At 59.9% G+C, this 14579-nt stretch carries 17 protein-coding genes and 1 other RNA gene; 9 read left to right on the top strand and 9 right to left on the bottom strand.

From position 1 onward, the window contains the following. The first annotated feature begins 84 nt into the window (after positions 1-84). The 4 genes from ABD112_RS00885 to ABD112_RS00870 all read left to right on the top strand — a co-directional run bounded on the left by ABD112_RS00885 (position 85) and on the right by ABD112_RS00870 (position 2150). Positions 85-426, top strand: a complete 342-nt coding sequence (locus ABD112_RS00885; protein WP_425563783.1) for a TadE family protein — start codon at positions 85-87, stop codon at positions 424-426. Between the two features lie 13 nt (positions 427-439). Further along, positions 440-895, top strand: a complete 456-nt coding sequence (locus tag ABD112_RS00880) for a hypothetical protein (protein WP_343922330.1) — start codon at positions 440-442, stop codon at positions 893-895. Next, positions 892-1371 carry a Tad domain-containing protein gene (locus tag ABD112_RS00875; protein WP_343922328.1) on the top strand — a complete coding sequence of 160 codons (480 nt, stop codon included), beginning with the start codon at positions 892-894 and terminating at the stop codon, positions 1369-1371. The genes ABD112_RS00880 and ABD112_RS00875 overlap by 4 nt, the downstream gene beginning before the upstream one ends. A 125-nt stretch (positions 1372-1496) precedes the next feature. Continuing rightward, positions 1497-2150 carry an SDR family oxidoreductase gene (locus ABD112_RS00870; protein ID WP_343922327.1) on the top strand — a complete coding sequence of 218 codons (654 nt, stop codon included), beginning with the start codon at positions 1497-1499 and terminating at the stop codon, positions 2148-2150. On the opposite strand, the gene ABD112_RS00865 is transcribed toward ABD112_RS00870, so the two are convergent. Continuing rightward, entirely contained in the window at positions 2140-2781 is a 642-nt protein-coding gene (locus ABD112_RS00865; protein WP_343922325.1) for a LysE family translocator, read from the bottom strand. The genes ABD112_RS00870 and ABD112_RS00865 overlap by 11 nt on opposite strands. Then, positions 2778-4034: an MFS transporter gene (locus ABD112_RS00860; protein WP_343922324.1), complete on the bottom strand. Its 1257-nt coding sequence runs from the start codon at positions 4032-4034 to the stop codon at positions 2778-2780. Before ABD112_RS00860 ends, ABD112_RS00865 begins: the two co-directional genes overlap by 4 nt. A 109-nt stretch (positions 4035-4143) precedes the next feature. Between ABD112_RS00860 and prfB the strand changes: the two genes are divergently transcribed. The 4 genes from prfB (at position 4144) to smpB (ending at position 7684) form a co-directional block, all read left to right on the top strand. Continuing rightward, positions 4144-5250 carry a peptide chain release factor 2 gene (gene prfB, locus ABD112_RS00855; protein ID WP_343922323.1) on the top strand — a complete coding sequence of 369 codons (1107 nt, stop codon included), beginning with the start codon at positions 4144-4146 and terminating at the stop codon, positions 5248-5250. 154 nt (positions 5251-5404) lie between these two features. Beyond that, the gene (gene ftsE, locus ABD112_RS00850) at positions 5405-6196 is read left to right on the top strand and encodes a cell division ATP-binding protein FtsE (RefSeq protein WP_343922322.1); all 792 of its coding nucleotides are present in this window, start codon (positions 5405-5407) and stop codon (positions 6194-6196) included. Next, a complete protein-coding gene (gene ftsX, locus ABD112_RS00845; RefSeq protein WP_343922320.1) occupies positions 6193-7110 on the top strand; it encodes a permease-like cell division protein FtsX in 918 nt (305 codons plus the stop codon). The genes ftsE and ftsX overlap by 4 nt, the downstream gene beginning before the upstream one ends. Before the next feature lie 94 nt (positions 7111-7204). Further along, positions 7205-7684: an SsrA-binding protein SmpB gene (gene smpB / locus ABD112_RS00840; RefSeq protein WP_341952455.1), complete on the top strand. Its 480-nt coding sequence runs from the start codon at positions 7205-7207 to the stop codon at positions 7682-7684. 95 nt (positions 7685-7779) lie between these two features. Here the strand turns inward: smpB and ABD112_RS00835 are convergent, their stop codons facing one another. The 3 genes from ABD112_RS00835 to ABD112_RS00825 form a co-directional block, all read right to left on the bottom strand. After that, a complete protein-coding gene (locus ABD112_RS00835; protein ID WP_343922316.1) occupies positions 7780-8052 on the bottom strand; it encodes a glutaredoxin family protein in 273 nt (90 codons plus the stop codon). 132 nt (positions 8053-8184) lie between these two features. Continuing rightward, on the bottom strand, positions 8185-9348 hold the full coding sequence (locus ABD112_RS00830) for a globin domain-containing protein (RefSeq protein ID WP_343922314.1): 1164 nt from the start codon (positions 9346-9348) through the stop codon (positions 8185-8187). Positions 9349-9451: 103 nt separating this feature from the next. Further along, positions 9452-9901 carry an RrF2 family transcriptional regulator gene (locus ABD112_RS00825; RefSeq protein ID WP_343922312.1) on the bottom strand — a complete coding sequence of 150 codons (450 nt, stop codon included), beginning with the start codon at positions 9899-9901 and terminating at the stop codon, positions 9452-9454. Between the two features lie 143 nt (positions 9902-10044). Here ABD112_RS00825 and ssrA point away from each other — a divergent pair. Beyond that, positions 10045-10419: a transfer-messenger RNA gene (ssrA, locus tag ABD112_RS00820) on the top strand. 36 nt (positions 10420-10455) lie between these two features. Here ssrA and galK read toward each other — a convergent pair. The 4 genes from galK to ABD112_RS00800 all read right to left on the bottom strand — a co-directional run bounded on the left by galK (position 10456) and on the right by ABD112_RS00800 (position 14366). Further along, positions 10456-11634, bottom strand: a complete 1179-nt coding sequence (galK, locus tag ABD112_RS00815) for a galactokinase (RefSeq protein WP_343922310.1) — start codon at positions 11632-11634, stop codon at positions 10456-10458. Next, positions 11631-12740 carry a galactose-1-phosphate uridylyltransferase gene (gene galT, locus ABD112_RS00810; RefSeq protein ID WP_343922308.1) on the bottom strand — a complete coding sequence of 370 codons (1110 nt, stop codon included), beginning with the start codon at positions 12738-12740 and terminating at the stop codon, positions 11631-11633. Before galT ends, galK begins: the two co-directional genes overlap by 4 nt. Next, positions 12737-13714 carry a UDP-glucose 4-epimerase GalE gene (gene galE, locus ABD112_RS00805; RefSeq protein WP_343922307.1) on the bottom strand — a complete coding sequence of 326 codons (978 nt, stop codon included), beginning with the start codon at positions 13712-13714 and terminating at the stop codon, positions 12737-12739. Before galE ends, galT begins: the two co-directional genes overlap by 4 nt. A gap of 124 nt (positions 13715-13838) precedes the next feature. Beyond that, positions 13839-14366, bottom strand: coding sequence for a GNAT family N-acetyltransferase (locus ABD112_RS00800; protein WP_343922306.1), 528 nt, complete (start codon positions 14364-14366; stop codon positions 13839-13841). Between the last annotated feature and the right edge of the window lie 213 nt (positions 14367-14579).

Raw genomic sequence — 14579 nt, 5'->3', positions numbered from 1 at the left:
CTTTGGCGGTGTCCCCGGCAGTGCGCTCGGTCGACCGGCGCGCGGCTGCGCACAGAGGAGTCAGGTTCCGCCGTAGTCGAATTTGTGCTCGTCTCCGCTTTGCTGACCGTGCTCACTCTCAGTGTCATTCAGCTGGGGCTTGCCCTCCACATCCGAAACACGGTGTTGGATGCCGCAGCAGAAGGTGCCCGCTTTGCATCGCTCGCCGACACCTCACTCAACGACGGCGTCACGCGCACCCGCGACCTCATCTCGACCGCACTATCGCCCGGCTACGCCGCCGATGTGACAGCAAGTTCTGCGGATTATCTCGGGCATCCATCGGTCATCGTCACCGTTCGCACACCCCTGCCGTTATTCGGGTTGATCGGTATCGACGACGGCTTGGAGGTGTCTGGCTATGCCCCAATCGAGCAGGTTCGTTAGCGTTAGCAGCAACGTGCGGCACGCCGTCGCTCGTCTCCGCGAAGATCAGGGTTCATCATCGCTGGAGTTCATCACCGTCGGCATGATCATGCTGATCCCGCTGGTGTATCTCGTTCTCACAATGTCGGCGATCCAGGGCGGAGCATTGGCGGCAGAGGGCGCAGCCCGCCAAGCCGCACGCGTCTTTGTGCAGGCCGATACCCTTTCTGAAGCCGAGGGCTCAGCCGAGCGAGCAATCGAATTCGCCCTCAATAACTACGGAATAGATCCCACGGATGCTTCTGTCGAGATCCTGTGCACACCTGATCCGGCAGACTGCCTCATGCGTCACGGCTACGTCACCGTAAATATTGCTGTCGTAATAGATCTACCGCTTGCTCCTCCCGTGCTCTCCGGCAACTTTCCCGTACAAATCCCTCTCGATGCCACTGCGACCCAGCAGGTGTCGCAGTTCAGGGGGTCGCGATGATGCCGAGCACACCTAACCGACCGAGCAGCTCCCACGAGCACCGCCTCGCCCTCGAAGACGAGCAGGGGTCCGCGCTCCTACTCACGATCTTCTACGGGTTCCTTTCCCTCGTTCTCATCTTCTTAGTGGTGGCCGCCACCTCGCTCTACCTCGAACGCAAACGGCTGTTCACACTCGCCGACGGAGCGGCACTTGTCGGCGCCGAGTCGTACGACCTTGATGACGTCGAGCTAACCCCGAACGGCTACCGGCCCAAACTCACCGCGGACAAAGTCGCCTTAGCGGTTGCCGACTACGTAGCTGCAAGCCAAGGCGATGGATTCACTGAACTTCAGATCGAAGAAGCGACCACAAACGACTCTGCAAGCTCAACAGTGTCCCTCTCTGCCTACTGGAAACCTCCTTTCGTCTCGCTGCTGGTGCCTGAGGGCATCCGAATCGATGTGACAGCAACGGCCCGATCCATCTTCTCTTAGCCCACGCCCAGCCCGCGCCCCAACAGCATCCAGCAAATGTTCGTGCAGCAAACAGGGAGCTTCACTTCGTAGCGTGGGTTGTGCACTTCACGTCAGTGCACAACCCACGCATAAAGGAGATAGCCATGAAACGAATCGTTATCGTCGGCGGCCACGGCAAGATTGCTCTGAGCCTCGCAGAGCTACTCAGCGGCAGAGGTCACCACGTGCACTCCCTCATCCGCAACCCTGACCAAGAATCTGACATCAGTGCCACCGGCGCAATGCCCGTCATCGCCGACATCGAGGCGCTCAGCACTGAAGAGCTATCCGAAATTTTCACCGGGAACGACACCATTGTGTTCGCCGCGGGTGCTGGCGGAGGAAGCCCAGAGCGCACCTACTCTGTTGACCGCGATGCGGCCATTCGAACAATGGATGCCGCAGCTCACGCCGGTGTCGACCGCTACATCATGCTTTCTTACAGGGGCGCTGGCCTTGACCACGGTGTGCCAGAAGATAATTCCTTCTTTGCTTACGCCGAATCGAAGGCGGCAGCCGACGAGCACCTTCGCAAAGGTCCGCTGCACTACACAATCGTGGGCCCTGGTTCGCTTTCGAGTGAAGCCGCATCCGGAAAGATCGATGTTGGCGACGCGGCAACTGCCGAGCATGCAGCCCGCGACAACGTGGCGCACGTGCTGGCCGAAGTCATCGACGCCGACAACACGATCGGTCACACCATCGAGTTCATGGATGGTTCAACGCCGATCGCCGAAGCCGTCGCCGCTATTGCTTAGCGTGGGGGATAAATAGCGAACCGATGCCGAGCCCGATGAGGGCGAAGCCGCCAACGGCCGAGAGATTCGTGATGCGGTGGGGTGAGCTTGCGAACCAGTCGCGGGCGAACCCCGCTGCCACTGCCCACGCTGTGTCGGTGACTACAGCAATTCCCATGAAAATCATTCCGAGTGCCAGCAGCTGAAGTTGCACGCTGCCGGATCCGAAGCTCACAAACTGGGGCAGCACAGCCACAAAAAACACTGTTGCTTTGGGGTTCGTAATGCCGACAACGAAACCTTGGCCAAAGATCCGCCAGCGGGAGCGCGTCTTGGGGGCTGCGTCATCCGCTGTCACATGCGCGTTTCGGTGGCGAATGGCCTGCACGCCGAGGTAGATGAGGTAGGCGGCACCCAGGTACTTCACGACAGTGAACGCAATCGCGGATTGCGCAATGATCGTGCCAACACCGAACGCCACACCGAACACGAGCACCACACCGCCGGTGGCATTGCCGAGAGAACTCACAATCCCACCCAGCTTGCCGAGTGACAGCGAGCGGCCGATCAGGAACAACACGCTCGGTCCGGGGATCAGGATGATCGGCAGTGCAACGAGCACGAACGCGAGCAGATTCGTGGAGGGGATCACTTCTGCGGCTTCTTGATGTAGCGGGGCACGTACCGCAGCATAACGCCGGCACCGATGAGGCCGAGCACGCCAACGGCTCCCGCGGCGAGTGAGAGAGATGCCACCGCGGTGACGCCCGCGATCATCAGTGGCGATGTGGCTTGGCCAACGCCCCCGGTGAACCGCCAGGCGCCGAGGAATGGCGCCGGATTCGTCTTGGGGGCGAGATCTGCCCCCAGCGTCATCAGGATGCCGCTGCCGAGCCCGTTCGCGAGCGACAAGAACATCGCCGCAAAGATAAACCACGCCGTGTTGGCGCTCAGGTCGTGGGTGAATGAGAGCACGATGTGGCCGATGCCGAGCCCGACCAGCGAGGGCACGGCAGTCCACAGTCGTCCGAAGCGGTCCATGATTTGGCCGCCGGTGTAGAAGAGGGCGAAATCGACGGCGCCAGCGATTCCGATGATGATGGCCGTGTTGGCATCCGCAATTCCGATGCTCACCGCCCACAGGGGCAAGATGACTTGCCGGCTGGCCCGCATGGCACCGATGATTGCGGCACCCAAGCCGAGGCGAGAGAGCAGCCCGCGGTTGCGGCGAATGGTGGCAAAGAGTCCGTGCGATTGCTGCTCGGCGACCACTTCACCGTCGCGCAGGGTGCGGTCATTCACACGCGACGTGTGCACGGCACCGAAGGTCGTGGCAGGGTCGGGCAGCAATAGCAGTACGAGCGCGGCAGCCACGCAGGCGACAACGTGAATCCAGAACGCGACAATTGCGGCACCCGAGAGGTGGATGATCAGGGCGGAGATGAACGGACCGATGAACGTTCCGAGGCGAAATGTGCCACCGAGGGTGGAGAGCGCCCGAGCGCGATAGGCGATCGGTACAAAGCTCGTGAGGAAGGCGTGACGAGCCAACGCGAACACAGCAGTGGCGAGGCCGATGAGCAGCACACCGAATCCGAGTGCCGCCGGGTTGGGCGCGAGAATGCAGATCACTACTCCGATGATCGAGAGTGCACTTGCGCCGATCATGGCCGGGCGTTCTCCGATGCGGGAGACGAGCCATCCACTCGGAATGTTGCCGAAGAGCTCACCGATAGTCAGCAGCGCAGCCACGAGCCCGGCGATCGCCAGCGTCGCACCAAGATTGTCTGCTGCGATAGGGATCAGTGGAATGATTGCGCCTTCACCGATGGAGAACAGCAGCGTCGGCAAGAGAACCGGCAGCCCGATAGAGCGCCAGCTAAAGGGTTGTTCTGTTGTGCTCATCGCCGTCCATCGTATGTCGTGACTGCACTCACCAGCGGCAGCGCGGGCAACCAGATTAGACATCCCCAACACGTGCAGCCTGAGCTTCGCGGGTAGTCTGGTTGATGACATGGATGAACTGGACTTTTCTGACGACATCGCGGCGCTGCGCTCCACATTTGCGGACATTCGCCAGGTGGTCGACACCGAACGACTTGAGTCAGAGATCGTGAGACTCAGTGAGCTTGCGGGCGCCCCCGACCTCTGGGACGACACCGATAAGGCGCAAAAGGTCACGAGCGACCTCAGCCATCGTCAAGCCGAGCTTGCCAAGATCACCTCAATTTCGAACAGACTCGACGACCTCGAGATCATGGTTCAGCTGGCCAATGAAGAGAGTGACGCCCAGGCTGCTGCGGATGCTCGAACCGAGCTTGCTCGTATCACCAAGCTGTTGGGCGACCTTGAGGTTCAGACCCTTCTCAACGGTGAGTTCGATCAGCGCCCTGCCGTTATCACCATTCGCGCCGGAGCTGGTGGTGTCGACGCCGCAGACTTCGCTGAAATGCTGTTGCGAATGTACCTCCGTTACGCCGAACAGCACTCGTACCCGACCCGCGTTCTTGACACCAGCTACGCCGAAGAAGCGGGCATCAAGTCGGCCACGTTCGAGGTCGACGCACCCTTTGCGTTCGGAACCCTCAGCGTAGAAGCTGGCACGCACCGCCTCGTGCGCATGAGCCCCTTCAACTCGGCAGGCAAGCGCCAGACTAGCTTTGCTGCGGTCGAGGTTGTTCCTCTTATTGAGACGACGGATGTTGTCGAAGTTCCCGAGAACGACATCCGTGTCGATGTTTTCCGCTCCTCCGGTCCCGGTGGTCAGTCGGTGAACACCACCGACTCGGCTGTTCGTATTACTCACTTGCCGACAGGCATTGTGGTGAGCTGTCAGAACGAGAAGAGTCAGATTCAGAACCGTGCCGCAGCAATGCGTGTGCTTCAGTCACGCTTGCTGTTGCTGCAGCGCGAGCAGGAGGCGGCAACGAAGAAGGAGATCGCGGGTGTGATCACTGCGAGCTGGGGTGATCAGATGCGCAGCTACGTTTTAGCTCCGTATCAAATGGTCAAGGACCTTCGCACCGAGTTTGAGGTTAACAATCCTTCGAACGTCTTCGACGGCGACCTCGATGGTTTCATCTCGGCTGGTATCAAGTGGCGCAAGCGCACCATCGAGTAAGACTGCGGCGCCGATCCCGTCGATCCCTCCGATCCCGTCGATCCCTCAATGTAGGCAACGCTGCCGTGTGACCTGAACTGGGCCACCCTGTGAGTCTCGTCACCCGGTGCGTCGCTGCCATGTTCCGTGCTGCGCGTACTTAGGCTGTCTTCAAATGATTCGTTTTGATGATGTTTCGAAGTCGTATCCGGGCACTACTAGACCGGCACTGAACTCGGTCGATCTTGAGATCCTCAAGGGCGAGTTCGTCTTTCTGGTTGGCGCTTCTGGTTCGGGCAAGTCGAGTTTTTTGCGGTTGATCCTCAAAGAGGAGAACCCGACTAGAGGGTCGATTCATGTGCTGGGTCAGCACTTGAATACTCTGTCGAGCCGCAAGGTGCCCTATTTCCGCCGCCATCTCGGCGTGGTCTTCCAAGATTTCCGCCTGCTGCCGAACAAGACAGTCTTCGACAACGTGGCGTTCTCGCTTCAGGTGATCGGCAAGAGCCGTGGCTACATCCAAGAGGCAGTTCCGGATGCTCTTAAAATGGTGGGTCTTGCGGGAAAGTCGAGTCGTTTTCCCCACGAACTTTCCGGTGGTGAGCAACAGCGTGTAGCTATTGCGCGTGCCGTGGTGAATAAACCCGCGATTATGCTTGCGGATGAGCCGACAGGAAACCTTGACCCGGCTACTTCTGCGGGCATTATGACGCTGCTCGAGCGAATCAACTTGAGCGGCACCACCGTTCTTATGGCAACCCACGATGCGGGCATTGTCGATCAGATGAAGCGTCGAGTCATCGAGCTCATTGGTGGTCAGATTGTGCGCGATGAGCGCCAAGGTGGCTACCAAACACAGACAGTTCCCACGCAGGAACGCATTCCGCATCCGGCAGCAAGCCAACCCGCCGGCCCGGCGTCATTCGGTTCCGCGCAGTCTTCCCACGGTCAGGGGCTCGACGCATGAGGCTCGGTCTAATTCTTGGAGAGGTTGGCAGCGGGCTCCGTCGCAACCTTTCGATGGTGGTTTCTGTTGTTTTGGTGACCTTCATCTCGCTCACTTTTGTGGGGGCATCGATTCTGCTGCAAATGCAGATCGGTCAGATGAAGGGCTATTGGTATGACCGCGCCCAGGTAGCGGTCTACATGTGCACCGATATCGATACGACGGGCAACTGCACGCTTGCAGAGGCGACCGAAGACCAGATTGATGCGGTGCAGCAGCAGCTAGATTCCGCGACGCTTGCGCCGTACATCAATGAGGTCGAATTCGAGACACATGAGCAGGCGTACGAGAACTTCACGGAACAGTTTGCCGACACCACCTTTGCCGGAATCATTACTCCGGAGACGCTGAACGAGAGTTTCCGGGTCAATCTTGTTGATCCCGAGCAGGCCGATGTGCTGATCGAGAGTCTGTCCGGGCAGGCTGGGGTGGAGAGCGTGCAGGATCAACGCGCCTATCTTGATCCGATCTTTTCAATCTTGAACGCCGCGAGTTTCACTGCCATCGGGGTTGCCGGGCTCATGCTCGTAGCCGCAGTTTTGCTCATCGCAACGACCATCAGGCTCAGTGCATTCTCTCGTCGTCGAGAGCTCGGAATCATGCGGCTTGTTGGGGCGTCGAACCGGTTCATCCAAACACCGTTCATCCTTGAGGGAGTGTTTGCGTCCCTCATAGGTTCAGTGCTCGCTGGCGGAGCGATCGTTGCGATCGTTCAGTTCTTCGTGCGGGGCTATTTGGCATCCACGTTGCCGCTGAATACCAGCCTGCTGGGAATGGATGAGGCACTGCTCGTCGTGCCGATCCTTATTGTCGCGGGTGCCGGGCTTGCAGCGATTTCTGCTGGCGTCGCGATCAGTCGATATTTGAAGGTCTAGGCTGCGGTCACCTCTCGCGCTAGACTGGTCTGCTGCACTGTCGGCATCCGCCGCAGCATTGCGGCATCCAACGTATTCGAAAGAGAAGTGAACTATGCCCAAGGAAGGTGACCGGAAGGTTGTTGCAAGCAACCGTAAGGCGCGCCATGACTACAGCATCGAAGACACCTTTGAGGCTGGTCTTGTGCTGTCGGGCACCGAGGTGAAATCTCTGCGGTTGGGGCGTGCAAGTTTGATCGATGGCTACGGCTACATCGACGACCATGCTGAAGCTTGGCTGGATGCCGTGCACATTCCTGAGTTCTTCCAGGGCTCGTGGAACAACCATCCTCCGCGTCGCAAACGCAAGATGTTGCTGCACAAAGAGCAGATCCTTAAGATCCACAACAAGATCAAGCAGGGCGGTTACACGCTCGTGCCATTGTCGATCTATTTTTTGGATGGCCGAGCCAAAGTCGAGCTCGCGGTTGCCAAGGGTAAGCGTGAGTATGACAAGCGTCAGACGCTGCGTGAGCGTCAAGACAAGCGCGAGTCAGATCGTGCGATCGCCGCACGCAAGAACATGGGGGAGTAGCCGAGCGATTTCGCTCGCACCAACTTCTGTTTCGGGCGCGCAAAAGTGCGGTTCAGCTTGCGCTAAACCACACTTTTAGTTGCGTTGAATGCTGACTAAATTGCGCCGAGCTCTTCAAGCTTCGCTTTGAGCTCGCGGTCGCTCGGCTCCACCTGGAAGGTTCCGTCGGTGAAGTGAACCACGGGAATGCTGAGGCGGCCGCTGATGGCCTGGGCGCGGTCGGCAGCGCTGGGGTCTTTCTCTACGTCAACCTTCTCCCAGTCGAGATTTAGCGAGTTGAGGAGGGCTTCAGAGCGCACGCAGTCGCGGCACCAATCTGCACCAAACATTGTGATCTTTGTGGGCAGGGCTTCTGTAGTTTCGCTCATCCCTCGAACCTACTTTGCTCCGGCTGAGTGAAAGCTCAAGTTCGCTCGCAGCGTTCACTCCACGTGGACTGCCTTCTTGGATAGCGCGATGGTTTCGAGCGGCCGGCCTCGTTCAGCGGCGAGTTGATCGGTCTAGGCGCCGGCGAGCCAGAGGTCCGGACCGAAGATTTCGTAGTGAATGCGATGCGCAGGCACGCCAGACGCGAGTGCTTGCGACCGAAGGCTGCGCATGAACGGCAGCGGGCCGCAGAGGTATATCGAGGCGTTTTCTGGGATCGTGACGTCGTCGAGGGACATAAAACCCTCGTGGGCGCCCTCGCTCGGGATCTCAAGCCATAGTTCCAGCTCGGCGGCCTCCAGAAGCGCGACATCCTCGTTCATCTGCTCGCGCAAGGCCCATCCTCCAAGGTTGTTCTCGGCGTGCAGCACTTTCACCTCACGCTGTGACTTGCCTAGGGCGAGTGAGCGCAGGATCGATGCGCTTGGCGTGCAACCGATGCCGGCGGAGGCAAGGATCAGGGGAGTGTCGCCCTCGGCAAGGGTGACGTCGCCGCAGGGGTTGGAGAGCAGGAGCGTGTCGCCGAGCTGCGCGTCGCGGTGCAGGGCGGGGGAGACTTCGCCCTCGGCATCCAACTTCGCGGTGAAGACGCGAGTCGTAGCCGTGCCCGCAGACAGCGAGTACTGGCGAACCTGGCGGATACCGTCCTGCATTGCCACGGTGACGCTCACGTACTGGCCGGGCAGGGCCAAAGCGGGTGTCGTGTCGTCGGCAGGCTCGAGGGTGAAGGTGAGCGCGTCGGTTCCCGCCGGATCCTTGCCGATGACGATCCACGGTGCCAGTGGTGTGTTGTTGCCGGCGCCGGCGTACAGGCCCTTTTCGAGCTTGATTAGAGCGTGGGCCATGAGCCAGTAAACCTCAGTCCATGCGCCGGCGATTTCCGCGGTGATGACGTCGCTAAGTTCGTCGGCGATTGCCTCGAACAGATACTTGTAGACGACGTCGTACTGCTCGGGCTGGATGTCGAGGGAGACATGTTTGTGGGCAATGCGGGAGAGCATGGCCTCCGGCGTGGTGTCGGGGTTTTTTACGAGGTGCGTCGCGAAGACAGCGATGCTGCCGGCCAGGGCTTGCTGCTGCGAGCCGTTCTTCTGGTTCGATCGGCTGAAGAGCCCATCGAAGAGTTCGGGGTGAGCTGCGAACATCCTGCTGTAGAAGTTTTTTGCGATCTCGGGCATGCGCTCACCGACCAGGGGAAGTGTGGCTTCAATGAGGGGGAGGGACTGGGTCGAGAGCATTCTGTCTCCTTGTTCTGGGGCGTTCTCCTAAAGTAGCATTTGAAATGCGTGTTTTCTGGCAAGGGCCTGTGCGCCACCCGGTCGAGGTGGGGAGAGGGAACGCTCAGTCCGGCGGGCGCAGGCCCAGCATCAGGGAAACAGGCTCATTCGACCGGCTCCGGGGGAGCGAGGAAATCACGACGTCATCGAGTGCGACGTAAAAGGCTTCTCTGGCGCGTCGCAGTGCAGCCCGCAGGCCGCAGCCGTCAATGAGGGGGCAGACGCCGTCGGGCGTTTCGCAGTCCGCAAGGTCGGCGCGTGTGTCGAGCTGGCGCAGGACCCAGCCAACAGTGGCCAGGCGGCCGGCATCGCTGATTCGCACTCCGCCGGAGCGTCCGCGCACGGCCTCGATCAGGCCAAGCTCCCGCAGCCGGATGATGGCCTTGCTGACGTGGTTATACGGGGTCTCAACCTGTTGGGCGATGACGCGGGTGGTCTTCAACTCAGACTCTGACGTGGCGGAGAGGAGCATGATGATGCGCAGGCACACATCCGAAAAAGCATTGATCCTCATGGACCAAGAGTAGGGGGCTACGCGGAGGTTTCTGAGGAGTCAATGCTTGGGCTGGCTAGTGGCCTGATTCTGAACTACAATTGAGGGCTGCCTGTTCATTGGGCAGATTTGACAACTCCACAGCGCGACAACGACCTTCTCAGGGGGATGATCGGTTTCGACATTGCCTGCAAAACGATGAGAAGCGGGTCGAGAATGCAGCCTTATCTCGTTAACGATGACTGCAAACTATAAGTGCCAATTCAAAGCGCACTGACTTCGCCCTCGCTGCCTAAGCGAGCGCACTAAAGAAGTCCGTCAGATCGGGAATGCTCTCTACCCGGATACTGGCGCAATTTAGAGAGATTGCTGCGTAGTTACGCTTGAGGGCTACGTGGGACTTGCACTCTGGCTGGGCTTGTTGATCTAGGTGCTTGTGGCAAAGATCAAAGCCGAGTAGAACGTCTGCACAAGCTACACCCGTAGAAGGCATGGAATTACAGCAGTGGACGGGGGTTCAATTCCCCCCATCTCCACCACCGGTCGTTGTCGCGTTGTGAGTTTTCTCGTGCCGCCTATTCGGTATTGTTGCGCTCGGCGCCCGTCGACGGTGTCACAGTGAAAGTCACGGGCTCGGCAAATCCGCGAGCGGCGAAGGCTTCCTTCACCGCGTTCTCGATTTCGGCGACGCTTTCGTAGGGGACCAGCGCGATTGCTGCTCCGCCGAATCCTCCTCCGGTCATCCGCGCTCCGATTGCACCGTGTGCTTGTGCGGTCTCGACGGCAAGGTCGAGTTCGGGGATCGAGATCTCGAAGTCGTCGCGCATTGATAGATGCGATGCATCGAGGAGCGCTCCGATTGCGAGGGGTCCTTCTTCGTTCAGCACTCGAACCGTGTCAAGCACTCGCTGGTTCTCGGTGACAACGTGGCGGACGCGTCGGAAGGTTACGTCGTCGAGCAGTTCGCGGGCACGGTCAAGATCGGAGACGTTCACGTCGCGCAACGACGTAGCTCCCATCGCGGCTGCGCCTGCTTCGCAGGCCGCGCGGCGTTCTGCATATCCACCCGTTGCATGGGAGTGGGATACACGTGTGTCCATCACGAGGATGCTCAGCTCAGCTTGAGCCAGTCCGAGCGGAACAACCGCTACGTCGAGCGAGCGGCAATCTAGGAACACAGCGGAATCTGATTCACCGAGGAGCGACGCCGACTGGTCCATGATTCCGGTGGGGGCGCCGACTACTTCGTTCTCTGCGAGTTGTCCGACCTGAGCAAGTTTTTCTCGTGAGAAGCCGAGGCTCCATAGAGCGTTGAGGGCCAGAGCCACTGAACTTTCGATTGCTGCAGAGGATGACAGCCCTGCGCCGACTGGCACGGTGGAGTCGATGATGATGTCTACGCCCGGAACGGTGGTGAGATCTGCGCCATGCTGTCCGAGAGCCCACGCGACTCCGAGTGGATACGCGCTCCACCCCACAATGTGCCCGGCGGTATGCGCAGCGTCGAGTTCGGTCAGTTGAAACTCAACGGAGGTGTCATCGAATGTGCTCGTGACCCGGATCACACGGTCAGTGCGTAGCCCGACAGCAGCGCGCGTGCGCCGATCGATGGCGAATGGCAGCACGAAGCCTTCGTTGTAATCAGTGTGCTCACCGATGAGGTTGACGCGGCCTGGCGCTGACCACAGGCCATCCGGCTCGCGGCCGGTAAGGCTGATAAAACGTTCGCTTAGCTGCTGCGCTGTGTCGCTCATACTCGTTCAATTGCCTTTCGGATGTTCTCAGCCGCGGCCTCGGGGGTGACATCACCGATCCACGCGCCCATCGCCGATTCAGAACCGGCGAGGTATTTAAGTTTGTCTGCCGCGCGACGAGGCGAGGTCAGCTGGAGGTGGAGGCGGAACGTATCGCGTGCGCGATTCACCGGAGCCTGATGCCACGCTGCGATGTATGGCGTGGGGGAGTCGTAGATTGCGTCGATGCCGCGAAGTAGCTTCAGGTAGAGAGTTGCCAGCTCGTCGCGCTCGACGTCTGAGGTTGCGGCAAAGTCAGGAATTTGGCGATGTGGCAACATGTGCACTTCGATGGGCCAGCGCGCCGCGAAAGGCACGAAGGCGGTCCAGTGTTCCCCACTCAGCACGACGCGATCTCCTCCGCGCTCGAAGTCGAGGATTCGCTGGAACATGTCAGGGCTGGTTCCCTCGATCGAATCAAGAGTCCGCTGCGTCTTCGGCGTGATGTAGGGGTAGGAGTAAATCTGTCCGTGCGGGTGGTGCAGTGTCACGCCGATGGCTTCACCGCGGTTCTCGAAGGGGAACACCTGCTGCACGCCCTCCAGCGCAGAGAGCGCTTCGGTGCGATCCGCCCATGCTTCGATCACGGTGCGGGCACGGCTGACTGTCTGCGTTCCGAACGAACCTTCGTGGTCGGGGCTGAAGCATACGACTTCACACCGCCCAATGGAACTGCGGGTGCGGCCGAGACCAAGGTCAGCGAGGTCGTCGAGGCCGGTCGGGCTGTTCTCGCTCCCGGCGAGGGCTGGTCCAAACGAGGGTGAGCGATTCTCGAAGACTGCGACGTCATAGAGCGCCGGCACTTCGGATGGATTTTGCGGAGTTTGTGGCGCGAGCGGGTCTTGATCCGCGGGCGGAAGGAATACGCGATTCTGGCGGGCCGCCGCGATGGATACCCATTCCCCGGTAAGGATGTCTTGCCGCATGGTCGCAGTGACAGGTCGTGGGTCGAGGGTTCTGCTGTCGACCGAATGCTGTTCACCCAGTGTGGAGTCGGCATCATCAAAGTAGATGAGCTCTCGGCCGTCAGCGAGAGTGGTGGGACGTTTGGTGATTTTCGATGTCATTGTGCACTTCCATTTTCTGCACGAAGGCGGGCTTCCCAGGCGCTGCGAACCATTTCTTCAGCGGTGTGGCGCATTTTCCAGTCGAGATCGCGGGCGGCGAGATCGCCGTTGGCAACGATGCGGGGCGGGTCGCCGGCGCGGCGCGGTGCTACTTCTGGGGTGAAGTCGATTTCGGTAACGGTGGCGATGGCAGTCATGATCTCTGCGACGGAGAGCCCATTTCCGCTGCCGAGGTTGTAGGCGGGTTCGATCGTTTCATGGGCTTCTAGCCGACGGGCGGCAGCAACGTGGGCGGCGGCGATGTCGGCGACGTGAACGTAGTCGCGCACATTGGTGCCGTCAGGGGTGGGGTAGTCCGTGCCGTTTATCCGTGGTGTCTTTCCGGCGACGAGCGCTTCGAATACCAGGGGGAAGAGGTTGTGTGGGCTGGTGTCGTACACGGCGGGGTCGCCGGAGCCGACGACGTTGAAGTAGCGCAGCGAGGTGTGTCGCAGCCCGGTCGCGACGGCCTGGTCGCGCAGCAGCCACTCGCCGATCAGCTTTGACTCTCCATAAGGGGAGAGTGGGTCTTTCGCTGTACTTTCGGTGACCTGGTCAACGTCTGGGGTTCCGAAGACCGCGGCGCTCGAGGAGAAGACGATCTGGTCGATCTCGCATTCCTGCATGGCTTCGAGCAGTGAGACCGTGCCGGTCACGTTCTGCGCATAGGTGTGCAATGGTCGCTGCACTGAAACCCCGGCGTACTTGAAGCCGGCAACATGGATGACGCCAGTCACGCCGTGCGTACTCATCGTCTCGACGAGCGCGTTTGTGTCCAGGATATCGGCCTGCACGAATGGCACCCCCTCGGGGATGAAGCGCGTGAATCCGCTGGAGAGGTCATCAACGATTACGGTCTCCATGTCGGATCTCACTAGCGCTCGAGCTATGTGGGCGCCGATATACCCAGCGCCGCCGGTTACCATCCAAGTCATTGCACTTCCTCGTGTCCGGGCAGCGGTCTAGCCACGATTGCAGCTGTTCACTCTGCGAGCAATTTCAATTGTATGACTATTAGTTTGTCGCGTCCAACTTAGGCACCTCGATGCAGTTTGCAGACTACGTGCGGGTTCGCATGCTGTGTTTCGCGGCTGTAGTTAGTTTCGTGCGAACGAGATGAAGTTCGCGGATGTTCGGATCAAAGTCCATCTCGCGCACTGTGCCGTCATACATAAAGCGGTTTCTGGAATAGAAGGAGCGCGCACGGGGATTCTGCTCGAGTACCCACACGCTTGCCGCCGCCCGGCCGAGTGCAGAGTCGATAAGCGCCTGACCGGCGCCGGTGCCGTGTGCTTCGGCCAGCACGTAGATCATCTTGAGTTCCTCAGTGGGCAGCGCTGGTTCGTCACGGTTGTGTTCTGCGTGAGCGAATCCGATGATGCGCGATTCAACCTCAGCCACGACTGTTGTGACGTTGCTATCAGTGAGTAGTTCGTTCCACATAGCCAGACGCCGCAGGCGCGCCTCATCACTCCACGCTTGTTCGGGAAACAGTCCGGTGTAGGTCTCTTTCCACGACTGTGTGTGCACGACGGCGAGTTCCTGGGCATCCTCGAGGCGCGCTGCGCGGGTGGAGAAACTGGGCATAGAGCCATCTTCTCCCGGAACGACCTATTCGCGCTGGGGCGGTCGCACCGTTATGACGCATCCTCAGCCGCTCTCTAGTTGCACAGGCACCGGTGTTTTGTTGGGTGTGGGGTCTCGACACGCCCGGGATGGGGGAGGGTTTGGTGGGGGCGGGGAATCCCCGTAAAGTTCTTTCTTGTCACCCCAAAGGTGCGGAAGTCCCGGGCAGTTCTG

The organism is Rhodoglobus aureus, assembly GCF_039527955.1.
Taxonomy (GTDB): Bacteria; Actinomycetota; Actinomycetes; order Actinomycetales; family Microbacteriaceae; genus Rhodoglobus; species Rhodoglobus aureus.
The sequence above is the reverse complement of the archived record's forward strand: the minus strand, read 5'-3'. Positions and strand labels throughout refer to the sequence as shown.